Raw genomic sequence first — 11,517 nt, forward strand, 5'->3', positions numbered from 1 at the left:
CCCCGGGCGGGGGGGGGGGCGGGGGCCCCCCCCCCTCCCCCCCCCGGGGGGGGGTGGGGGGGGGTTTCCCCCCCCCCCCCCCCCCCACAACTGCGACCTACTTGGGCGGCACCACCGGGCGCCACATGGCCACGCGCGGCCACCGGGTCAGGCCCAACTCCGCCTCGTGCTCCATCAGGCGGGTGAGCTCGGGACCCCACGTGCCGGCGTCGAGCAGTTCGAAACCGAGGCGACGGTAGTACGGGGCGTTCCACGGCACGTCGCGGAAGGTGCTCAGGGTCTGCCGCTGCATGCCGTGCCCCCGCGCCCAGATCCGGGCGGCGTGCAGGAGTTCGCGGCCAAGGCCCTGGCGCGCGTGGTCGGGGTGGACACTGACCTGTTCCACATGGGCGTTGCCATCCACGACATCCACCAGGATGTACGCCACGGGAAAGTCCAGCCCGTCCACGTACACCCACGCGCGTCCGCCGGTGACATAGCGCTGCAAGACGTCCACAGGGAAGGACTCGTCATCGGCGATCTGGTCCATGCCGAGCGACCGGAAGGCTTGACCGGCCGCCGTTTCGATGTCCTGGAGTTGCCCCAGATCGTCAGAGTGCGCCAGCCGGATCATCTGTTCGGGTCCGGAACGGGAGGAGCCTGGGAGACAAGGAATTCGTTGCGCTTTTCGATCAGGTTCTGCATGTAGCGGGCCAGGACCAGCTTCTCAACCAAGCGGCCCAGTGCCCCGAAGGGTGCGGCGAACTCCACCGTGTCCACCATCAGTGTGCCGGTACCGTCGGGGCGGAACTGATGGGTGTGGCGGAGGTACGCGAAAGGGCCACTGACCTGCTCGTCAGTGAACGACGACGGGGCCTCCATGTGCACGATGCGGCTGGTCATGCGGAACCTGACTCCCAAATGCCACGCCTGCCACGTGACGGACTCGCCCTGGGCAATGAGTCCCGTGGTGGTGCCGGCGATCGCTTTTTCGCGGCTCTTGGTCATGGAGCCGACGTGGGCGTCGATGTTCCTGGACAAGTCGAAAAGCTCCTGCGGCGGCATGGCGGAGCGGGTTCGGCACACAAAGGCTACGGGCATATCTCGATCTTTCCAGACTCCAAACAGTGCGTTGCTTTAACGGCGTGTGACCGGGCTTATGGCGGACCCTGACCCGACCCTGATAATTTTCGAACCTGAGACTTTCGCCCACAAGCCCCGGATGATTGGTGGTGTTCCCGTGCCCACGTTCATGACGCACGCACGCGAACTTCACAGGCTGGGACCGGCCAACAACGATCGCTTGTCCGCCGTCCGGGTGGCCCTTAGTGTCGCCGCCCCGGCCTTGGTTCTGATCCTCGTGGGGCGGCCGGACCTCATGTTGTACGCGGTGTTCGGCGCCTTGACCGGCATGTACGGCCGTAACGAGACCCACCAGCTCCGCCTGAAACACCAGGCCCAGGCCGCCGTGATCCTGGTTGGAGGGCTGACGATCGGCGTCTTCCTGTCCGTGAACCACATCCACACCTGGTGGCTTGTGTTGGTGGCAACCTTGTTCGCGGGTGCGGGTTCGCTGTACGCGGATTCATCGCGGCTGAGGCCCATCGGACCCTTCTTCGGAATCCTGGCGTTGGGCGCCTGCGCATCGGTCCCCACCAGTGTTCCGTTCACGACGGCGGTACTCATCGGTGCTGCCTCCGCCGCCTTCTCCCTTGTGGTTGGCTTTGCCGGCTGGTTGCGTCACAGGACCTGGGAGCGCGGCGCCGTCCGCGATGTCCCACTGTTCCGGGGTTCCTTCAGGCAGGCCGCCCTGATTCATGCCTCCCGGTACGTGCTGGCAGTGGCCGGCGCCGGAGCGATTGGCGTGCTGAGCGGGAGCGGCCACCCGCACTGGGCCATGGCCGCAGCCGCCGTGCCCCTTGCAGGCGCGGATCTCCCCAGCCGCGTCCACCGGGGCATCCACCGCATTGTGGGGACGTTCCTCGGTTTGGGCGTCGTGGCAGTCGTGCTTTTCCCCAGCCCGCTGTCTCCGCTGCAGTATTTCCCCGGCCATACCGCCGTGGTCCTCGCCGTCATTGTGGTGTTGTGCCAGTTCCCTACGGAGCTGTTCATGGCCAGGCATTACGGGTGGGCCATGGTGTTTTTCACCCCGGTTGTCCTGCTCATCGCCCAGTTGGCGTCGCCCATGGACCCGGGTGTGCTGGTGCTGGAGCGTGCAGTGGAAACGTTCGTGGGGGCTGTTGTGGGGATTGCCGTGGCTGTGGTGGTGCAGCGCCGGGCATAGCGTGGCATCCCGCGGCCCGGATTCGCTGACGTCGTGGGGTCAGGGAGTCAGGCAGATTCTCCTAAGGGACGGCCGGCTACGTTGCCCGACGTGGATTCGAGCGACACCAAGGCGCCGAGTTCTGCCGGGCTGAGGCCGGAATTCCCGTCGATGATTCCCGGCAACAGGATTTCCCACATCTGCTGTATCCGGAGCATCACGTCCTCACGACCATTGAGGACATTGGAAACCATCTGGACGCCCGTGAAGGAAGCCACGATGTAGCGGGAAAAGTCTGCAGGATCCACCGATGCCCGGATGTGCCCCTGCTGGATTCCGTTCTCGGTGAGGTGGCTCATGGTGTCGAGCCAGTCCTGGTAGGGCTTTCGAACCTCTTGGCCGAACGCCGAAGCCTCAAGGGTCAACCGGATGCCTGCCCGGACAATGTGGTCGGTGACCAGCAGGTTCCCGAAGGCTCCACACAGCCGAATAATCGTCTCCAAGGCCGGTTTGTTCTCACCAAGAATGCGTCCGCCGGCCGCCATGGCGATCGAATGCTGCGCTTCCAGGACTGCGCCGGCCAGCTCGTCCTTGGATTTGTAGTGGAAGTAAAGGGCGCCCTTGGTCACCTGTGCGGCTTCCGCCACCAGCGCAATGGTCGCGGAGCCAAACCCACGCTCCTCAAAAACGAGTGCGGCGCCGGCAACGATTGCCTCCCGCGTCGCCTTGGCTCGGTCTTGAAGGACCAACGGTGGAACCTCGACTCTCGGAATTGGCGTGGTGCAACAGCTCCGAAGAAACGGGCCCACTGAGGATCTTACGTGGCCGGTCGGGGCTCCCCCCAATGCGATTCCCACCGGCAGATCTTCTCCTGTGGGAGCAATCGATGCCCCGACCGGCAACCCCTAAAACAAACCATACATCCGGTTTTTAGGCAAGGTGGACGTCATGCGGAAGATTCCCGACGCACCTCGGTTAAGGGGTCATCGGCACCCGGGAGGAGCGTCTCTGTCACATTTCATAACGACAAAAATTAAGACGGCTGCAGTGCGCCTGCCGGAGCCTTCAGCGCCGGATCAGGATCTCGATTCACGACCCGCGCCTGGCGCTTGTAAGTCAGCAACCTTATAAATATATAAAGATTATCTAACTATCACGCGGCAGGACTACCGCAGTCATGGGTATCAAAGCAGTGCATAGATCGATGTAGTTAGTTTATCTAGCTAATCTCTGATTTCAGGCACTTCGCACGAGCGGGAAATCCGTACGCCAAGCTCTCCTTGCGGGATCGATTTTCACGCCCCTACCAGACTCTGACCTGCACTAATAGTCAAATGTGGGGGGTTGTGCCACCTCGAACGGGCTTGTTAGGGTCGGCGGTGTCAGCTCGCCTTCACGGCAGCTGATTCCGAAGTTGGGGGGCTTCTTCTCGGAAATGGTGACGCTTCTGCGTCCCTTCCGTCGTGGTCTTCCAGCCACCGACGACGAACCGAGAGGAGCGCTGGCCCGTTGAAACACGCAAAGCCAAGCAAGCGCCCCAAAGCCCGGTCCACGTCACGGCGAGGTGCCCGCACTGTCGCAGCCGCCGTCGCTGTTGTGGTCATGTTCGGCGGGTGGGGTGCAACCGCTCCGGTCTCACTTGCCACGGCGGGACCAACCCCGGTGGATTCGGCGTCGCCGTCCGAAACGGCCACCACCACGGAAGCGCCCAGGACTGAAGAGCCAACGCCGGCCACCACCACTGCCCCCGCACCAGGGGAGCCAGCAGCCACTCCGTCCACCGCTGAAAAGACGCCCACGGACAAGCCGGAACCGTCCGCACCCGGCCCAAGCGCCGCCGTCGAGCCTGAGCCGCGTCCCGGGGGGACGACGCCGAGCGGGGAACCGGGCGCTGCCGGCGATGACGCGGTCGCTGAAACCGGCCGCGGTCCACCAGCGGCGGCCGGCGCAGCCAAAGAAGCCAACGCAGGCAAGGACGTCAGCCTCCTCGCGGCGGGAGTCGCAGACGCGCCCCGCCAGGTCTGGACCGAATCCTTCGAATCCGGACTCACCAACAATGCCAGTGGACTGTCAAGCTACTCGGCCAGCAAATACACGGGATCAAGCGGTTGGTTGAACGGAACCAGCTGCACGGGCGTGCTGGTGAACTATCTCTCGCCCTACCCGAATGCGTCATTCTGCCCCACCCAGCCCTACCTGGCCGTCGGGCAGTCCTCCTTGGCCGCACGTGACGCGCGGCGCATGGCCGACGTCCTGGGCCAGGTAGCGGCAGGCGTCACCGGTTCCACCTCCGCCTCCGCTCCCACCAATGGCTCCACCTCCAGCACGCAGGTCAACCACGCACTCGTCGCCCTTCCCTACGCCACGGTCGCCGGCGGAACCACGGTCCTTCAGTCGGCAGCAGGAACGGGCGTGAGCCCCACGGATTCGCGGTACTACGCCTTGGGCATGAATGCCGTCGGAGCCCAGTGCGGCACCAACAACGCCTCACTGTCGCTGAACCTGGTCTCGGGTGCGACCACGCTCCTGGGCGGATTTACCTCCCCCGTGGTCCCGTGCACCAGCACCGGAAACGTCTACTACACCTCCACGGCACTTCCCACCTTGGGCACGATCTCCGGGATCGTGGACCCCGCATGGTCCGCCTCCGTGCGTGCAGGAAGCTACAGCGGCACCAACACCGCACTCCTCACTCCCGCCCAGATATCCACCGCGCGCGTGCAGATCGTGAACACCGTGACCGGTACCGGCAGCGGATTTGGCGTTGACAACGTGCGGATCCTCGATGTCAGCCCCGCCCTCGATACTTCCTTCGACGCGGCGGGGGCAACGGCGACGGTGCCTACCACCCTGACGTACACGGTCACCAACACCTCAGACCTGCTCGCCAAATCCGATTGGGGGTTCTCGACGGCGTTGCCCACCGGACTCGTCGTCGCACCGACTCCCGCGGTGGCCGGCACCTGCACGAACGTCACGGGCACGGCGTTTGCCGTCACCGCTGCAGCGGGATCGGGAACCATCTCGGCCGTCGGTGGGGACCTTGCCGCAGGCGCAACCTCCTGCACCATCACGGTGGACGTCGTGGCAGCCACTGCCGGAACGTACACCAGCGGAACGGTAACCCCCACGGGACTGATCACCACCACGCCGGCCAGCCTCACGGTGGCACCGGCAACCACCATCACGGTGCGCAAGAACCTCCCCGCCCGCACGGCCTCCACCGACCAGTTCACGTTGTCGCTGCGAAGCGGAACCACCGTGCTGGCCTCGACCACCACCACCGGAACGGCAACCGGGATCCAGCCGGCCCAAATCACCCGCTCGGTAGTCCAGCCCGGGTCCACGTACACCATTCACGAAACACCCACATCCGGCGCGGGCCTGGGTTATTCCAACGGCTATGAGTGCACCCGCTCAGGCACCGTGATCGCGTCCGGTGCCGGCGCGTCGGGCACCATTACCATTCCCAACGAGACGGGAATCGACGTCCTGTGTACCTTCACCAACACGGTCCAGGCCACACGCCTCTTCTGCGACGCCAACCACTTCTACTCCGTCACCGCTGCCGGTGCGCTGGAGCAGGGCGACATTGTCTCGGGGAGCCTCGCCTCGGTCGGTTCGTGGTCCAGCGTGACGGCGGCCAACGCTTTGGGTATCGGTTCGAACGGAAACCTCGTCTACGCCATTGATCGGTCCGCGGATGCCTCGGATGTCGCGTCGATTCTCAAGTGGACACCGAGTGCCGGTTTCGAAAAGCTGGCCAATACTGCCTACACCACGACGGCGGGCGGCACCGCTGTCACTGGAAGCATCGTCGCCGGAGCTGTGGACATGGCCAGCGGCCGGTACCTGTTCGGGATCTTCGCCAACTCCCAGTTCTACATCTGGAGCTTCACCGAGTCGAACCCCACCGCCACCCGCTTCGCCTACCTCGGCGCGTTCCCCACCGGGTCGGCGCCCAACGGCAACGGCGACATGGCGTTCGACGCCCAAGGCAACCTGTACGTCGTCGGGGCGGCAACCATCAACTCCACCAACAGCGCTACGATCTACACGGTTACCGCCGAAACCCTGGCCGCGGCAGCCGGTGGGACACTGGCCGTGAACACGTCCACCACCAAAGCCACCACCGGCACGGACGCGGCCTTCGCCAACATCAACGGCATCGCCTTCTCACCCCGGGGTACCGTCTACCTCTCCAATGCGGGCAGTGCCTACGAATTCGACGCCACTACGTGGGCCCGCGTGAGCGGAACGCCCCGCGTGGCAGTGAACTCGGTTGACCTCGCGGGGTGCTCGTCGCCGTCGACCATTACCGTCCAGAAGAACGTGGTGGGCCGCCAGGCCGCGGCCGACCAGTTCACGCTGACGGCCTCGGCCGGTTCTCCGCTGACGGCGTTCGCCACGGCAACAACCACCGGCGCGGCCACCGGACGGCAAGCGGCACAGATCGGGCCCTACCCTGTCCCGATCGGCACCGCGGTGACAGTCTCGGAGGCCATGGCAGCCGGCTCCACCTCGGCCATCAGCGTGTACACCACGGTGTATGAATGCTGGGCTGACGGCGTGCGGCTCAGCACAGGAAGCACCGCGACTGGAACCGTCACCATGCCGAACCGGCTCAGCGTGAATGTGACGTGCACGTATTTCAACTCGCCATCACCGGTTTCGAGCGTACGGATCACCAAGACCATCCAGGAGTTCTCCGGCCTGACCCGTCCCGGCGTCGGTTGGAGCGTGGGCACCGCTGCGACGGCCACCACCGGAACCGCAACCGCCCTGCCGAGCCTGTCACCGCGGCAGGCGACCGATGCCGCCGGCCAAGCCAGCTGGACCGTACTGTTCGGCTCGGCAGCGTCCCGGGCAACAGTGGTGGTCTCCGAAATCCAGCAGGAAGGCTTTGCCTTCGTCAGCGGATCCTGCACGGTCAACGGCACTGCCCGCGCGGTGACGTTCAGCCAGTCCGGAACCACCATCAGCGCAAGCCTCACGGCGATTGCGCCGTCATCCAGCGTCGAGTGCACCATGGTGAACCGCCCGACGGCGTCACTCACCTTGGTCAAGCAAGTCACCTACGGTTCCGCGCTCCCCACGGACTGGACCCTGAGCGCCACCGGGCCCGCGGGGGCACTTGCCGGACCCGCCGGACGCTCCGGCACCGCCGCCGCCACCGGCATCCCCGTAACCCCGGGCGCCGCGTACCGCCTCGCGGAAGCAAACGGTCCATTGACCTATGTCCAAACCGGCACCTGGCAGTGCGTTACCGGAACCGGTGCCACCGTCGCGGTCACGGCGGCAGGGGATGTGACGCCGAGCAACGGAGCCAGCATCACGTGCACCGTGCAGAACGCCACGGCGTCCATCACCTTGCTCAAGCAGGTAGTCAGCCCGCGGACCGGCTTCCAGGCGCCGGACTGGAAAGTTACCGCCACTCCGGCTGTGCTGGCAGGCGGGGTCCTGCCAACGGAAACGCGCACGGGCGCCGAATATGTCGCCTCGGGCAACCCAGCCAACACCTTCGATGTCAGGCCGGGCCACAGCTACACACTCTCCGAAGCGGCCACTGATCCCACCCGACGGATTGCTTACCAGGAACTCCGCCTCGAGCGATTGGTCGGTTCAACCTGGACCACGGTGTCGTCACGAACCATCACCGCTCCGGCAGCCGGGCAGACGGCGGTCTACCGCTTCGTCAACGCCCCCGTTCAGCCCACCACCTTGCCGCTCACCGGCGGTACGAGCGCTGACTCCTACTACATCGGAGGGGGATTGATGCTGGTCCTGTCACTGGCCCTCCTGGTGTGGCACAGAAGTCGACGGATGCGAGGCGCCCATCGGTGAAACCAACCCCAGAACACCGTGCCAGACATCCGTCCAGCCTTCATCCAGATTCATCCAGTCCAGCCCGCCACTCGCACCTCACTCGTAGGAGAAAGCACATGTCCAACACCATCCTCAGGCGGCTATCCGCCGTCGTCGGCGCTTTGGCGCTGGGCGTCTCGGCGACCCTTGCCGCCATCGCACCGGCAACAGCCGTGACCCAGCCGGGCAACATCGACCCGACGATTGCCCGAACCCTGACCGTCCACAAGTTCGCGCTCGGACCCAACAACGGTCAGCAAATCGGCACCGGCCAGGAAGTCACCGTCCCCGGCACGCCGCTCTCGGGCGCCACCTTCACCGCCGCCCTGGTCCAGGGTGTCGACCTTACGACGCCGGAAGGCTGGACGCAGGTCTCCGCGCTGACCCCTGCCACGGCAGCCTCGCGGGTCAACGCCAACGACACGTATACAGCCACCACCGGAACCAACGGCGTGGCGGTGTTCAACAACGGCGACACCTTGCCGATCGGCCTCTACCTTGTGACCGAGACTGTGCTGCCCGCCCAGGCGACCAACCCTTCGGCGCCGTTCCTCGTCACGCTGCCGTTCCCCACGGGACCGAACGGGGCACCGAGCAACCAGTGGATCTATGACGTCCACGCGTACCCGAAGAACGCTGTCACGGCCCTGACCAAGACCCGTGTCCCCGCTCCCGCCAACTCGGTGGAGGCCCGCAACCCGGACCTGATCCGCTGGGCCATCAACTCGGACGTGCCGACGTTGGCCGGTGGTGACACCCTGAACACCTTCACGCTCACCGATATCCTGCCCGCCGAGCTCAACTATCTTGCCACCGGCCCCACGGGCGTTGCCCCAACCAGTGTGCGGGTAGCCAACTCCGCCGATGTTACGCAAAACTTCCTGGCCGGCACCGACTACAGCCTCGCCTACGACGAAGCCACACGTAACCTCACCGTCACCTTCACACCCGCTGGCCTGGCACGCCTGGCCGCACTGCCCGGCGGGAAAGTGACACTGAACGTGCTCAGCCGCGCCGTCACCATTCCGGCCAACGGCATCATCACCAACACGGCACGGAGCGTAGTGAACAACGCAATCGAGACCGTCACGGGCAGCACGCCGATCGGCCAGCTCACCGTTTTCGCCTACCAGAACGAGAACGGCGTGCGGACTCCGCTCGCAGGCGCCGTGTACCAGGTGTTCCTCAACCAGAACGACGCCAACCTGGGCCAGAACCCGGTCTTCATCAACGGCATCCAGAACTGGACCACGGGGGCGAACGGCCTCGTGGCGATCCCCATCATCACACCGGGGAACTACTACGTCCGCGAGATCACTCCCCCGGCCGGTTTCCAGTTGCCCACGCCGAGCCAGGTGCAAACCCAGGTGGTAGCCGGACCTTCGTCCACCACCGCGCCTGTGCAGAACTACGTGGAATTCGAACACGACCAGGTTCCTGCCTTTGCGCTCCCGCTGACCGGTGGTGACGGCGCTCTGTGGTTCACCGTGGGTGGCATCGGGCTCATCGCCATTGGCCTTGGTACCGCCATCATCACCGCGCGTCGTCGTGCCTCCCTGGCACCCGCACGCGCGTAACGGAGAACTGTGAAAGCGAAGGCGGGGCGTCGAAAGGGCACCCCGCCTTCGCCGGTCTCCACCGCCTCGCGAGGTATCCAGGACCAGCCGCGCCGGTGGCGCCTTCCAGGGGTGGCGCTGCTGGTGGCACTGGCGATGATGTCCGGAAGTGCGCTCCTTCTCTACCCGGCCGCGGCCGCGTGGTTCAGCGCAGTGGACCAATCGCACGAGATCGACAAACTCACCCAGGGAATCAAGGACCTCGGCGCCGAAACACTGCATTCCAGGCTCAACGAAGCACGCGAATACAACCAAAGCCTCAGCGGCGGCGGTGCGGACGTGGCAGCAAACGAACGGCTGCCGCTCGCCAAGGAACCCCACGCGGAAACGGGGCGCCCGTATATGGACATGCTCCGCGGCGATTCCGAGGGATTGATGGCACGTATCCGGATTCCTTCGATCAAAGTGGACCTGCCCATCTACCACGGCACGTCGGACGCCGTCCTGGAGCATGGGGTCGGCCATCTCCAAGGCACCGCCCTGCCCGTTGGAGGTCCCTCCACCCACTCCGTGCTCACGGGTCACAGGGGCCTTGCAACCTCGGAACTGTTCAATGACCTGGACAAGGTCAAAGCCGATGACACCTTCACCATCGAGGTGTTCGGCGAGGTCCTTACCTACCGCGTGATCGACACCCGCATCGTGGAGCCGGAAGAAACAGAGAGCCTCCTCATCCAGCCTGGCAAGGACCTCCTGACCCTTGTCACGTGCACGCCCCTGGGCATCAACAGCCACCGCATCCTGGTCACCGGCGAACGGGTCATTCCCACACCCCAGGCGGAAGTGGACTCAGCAGGCACCTCTCCGGACGTCCCCGGCTACCCTTGGTGGATGGTCATCGGAGGCGGCGTCATTGTCGCAGCCGGCGCCTACGTCTGGGTGTCCGGACGACCCTCTCGGTCAACACGTTTGCAGAGCACGCCGGCAGAGTCCGCTCCTATGGCTTGAGCGGCCTGCGCGGCGGTCCGGACGTGAGCTTCGCGGGAAGAATCCGGGCAAAGAAACTGACCACTTTGTAGCGGCGGGTGGGGATGGAGATGGCCTTGCCTTGGGCGTTGTCCTCCAGCCCCTCCCGCACCACGCGTTCGGCAGTAAGCCAGAGGAAACGCGGAGCCACGGATTTGTCCATGCCCATGCGCTCGTGGAATTCGGTGTGGGTAAAGCCCGGGCAAACGGCCGTCACCTGGACGCCGGACTTGGCGTAGGCGAGGTTTGCCCACCGGCTGAACGTGACCTGCCAGGCCTTCGCGGCCGAGTAGGTGCCGCGGTTGGCAAACGCCGCCACGCTTGCCACGTTGATGATCCGGCCGCTGCCCCGCACCAGCATCACCTCAAGGGCAGCGTGGCACAGTTCCATGGGCGTCTGGACATGGAGATGCAGGTGCCGCCTCTCCTCGTCCACGTCGTTGTCCTCGAAAGACTTCAGCAGGCCGATGCCCGCGTTGTTGACCAGCACATCCACCGGCCTTGTGGCATCCCGAAGCCGGTCCGCCACCGCGGAAATCCCGACGGCGGTAGTCAGGTCCGCGGAGAGCGTCTCCGCCGAGATGCTGAAGTCGCGTTCGAGTTCCTCCGCCTTGGCGGTGAGGCGCTCACCGTCACGGGCCACCAGGACCAGATGATGGCCGGATTCGGCGAGTTGGCGCGCAAACTCGGCGCCAAGTCCGGCTGTTGCTCCAGTCACGAGGGCGGTACGTTCGTTGGCTCGAGTGGTCATGCGCCTAGACTAGCCGCCAACAACGGCGCCTGGTGCTGTGCTGGTTCCGCGGTTCCATGACGTCATCGCAGGCCTAC

8 protein-coding genes are annotated in these 11,517 nt (G+C 65.3%); 4 read left to right on the forward strand and 4 right to left on the reverse strand.

From position 1 onward, the window contains the following. Nucleotides 1-97 precede the first annotated feature (97 nt). Both ACIQTZ_RS13560 and ACIQTZ_RS13565 read right to left on the reverse strand, forming a co-directional pair. Entirely contained in the window at nucleotides 98-613 is a 516-nt protein-coding gene (locus ACIQTZ_RS13560) for a GNAT family N-acetyltransferase (RefSeq protein WP_402981547.1), read from the reverse strand. Then, on the reverse strand, nucleotides 610-1,080 hold the full coding sequence (locus tag ACIQTZ_RS13565) for an SRPBCC family protein (RefSeq protein ID WP_402981550.1): 471 nt from the start codon (nucleotides 1,078-1,080) through the stop codon (nucleotides 610-612). The genes ACIQTZ_RS13560 and ACIQTZ_RS13565 overlap by 4 nt, the downstream gene beginning before the upstream one ends. A gap of 121 nt (nucleotides 1,081-1,201) precedes the next feature. Between ACIQTZ_RS13565 and ACIQTZ_RS13570 the strand changes: the two genes are divergently transcribed. Beyond that, nucleotides 1,202-2,263 (forward strand): FUSC family protein, encoded by a 1,062-nt coding sequence (locus ACIQTZ_RS13570; RefSeq protein WP_402981553.1) that lies wholly within the window; start codon nucleotides 1,202-1,204, stop codon nucleotides 2,261-2,263. A gap of 47 nt (nucleotides 2,264-2,310) precedes the next feature. Here ACIQTZ_RS13570 and ACIQTZ_RS13575 read toward each other — a convergent pair whose 3' ends face one another. Beyond that, on the reverse strand, nucleotides 2,311-2,991 hold the full coding sequence (locus ACIQTZ_RS13575; RefSeq protein WP_402981556.1) for a ScbR family autoregulator-binding transcription factor: 681 nt from the start codon (nucleotides 2,989-2,991) through the stop codon (nucleotides 2,311-2,313). 760 nt (nucleotides 2,992-3,751) lie between these two features. Between ACIQTZ_RS13575 and ACIQTZ_RS13580 the strand changes: the two genes are divergently transcribed. The 3 genes from ACIQTZ_RS13580 (at nucleotide 3,752) to ACIQTZ_RS13590 (ending at nucleotide 10,671) form a co-directional block, all read left to right on the forward strand. After that, nucleotides 3,752-8,086 carry an LPXTG cell wall anchor domain-containing protein gene (locus ACIQTZ_RS13580; RefSeq protein WP_402981559.1) on the forward strand — a complete coding sequence of 1,445 codons (4,335 nt, stop codon included), beginning with the start codon at nucleotides 3,752-3,754 and terminating at the stop codon, nucleotides 8,084-8,086. A gap of 98 nt (nucleotides 8,087-8,184) precedes the next feature. Continuing rightward, nucleotides 8,185-9,684 carry a SpaH/EbpB family LPXTG-anchored major pilin gene (locus tag ACIQTZ_RS13585; RefSeq protein WP_402981562.1) on the forward strand — a complete coding sequence of 500 codons (1,500 nt, stop codon included), beginning with the start codon at nucleotides 8,185-8,187 and terminating at the stop codon, nucleotides 9,682-9,684. Between the two features lie 9 nt (nucleotides 9,685-9,693). After that, nucleotides 9,694-10,671, forward strand: a complete 978-nt coding sequence (locus ACIQTZ_RS13590) for a class C sortase (RefSeq protein ID WP_402981565.1) — start codon at nucleotides 9,694-9,696, stop codon at nucleotides 10,669-10,671. Here ACIQTZ_RS13590 and ACIQTZ_RS13595 read toward each other — a convergent pair. Continuing rightward, nucleotides 10,661-11,440, reverse strand: coding sequence for an SDR family NAD(P)-dependent oxidoreductase (locus ACIQTZ_RS13595; protein WP_402981568.1), 780 nt, complete (start codon nucleotides 11,438-11,440; stop codon nucleotides 10,661-10,663). The two genes, ACIQTZ_RS13590 and ACIQTZ_RS13595, sit on opposite strands and share 11 nt — an antisense overlap. Nucleotides 11,441-11,517 lie beyond the last annotated feature (77 nt).

This window comes from Paenarthrobacter sp. NPDC090520, from assembly GCF_044769205.1.
Taxonomy (GTDB): Bacteria; Actinomycetota; Actinomycetes; order Actinomycetales; family Micrococcaceae; genus Arthrobacter.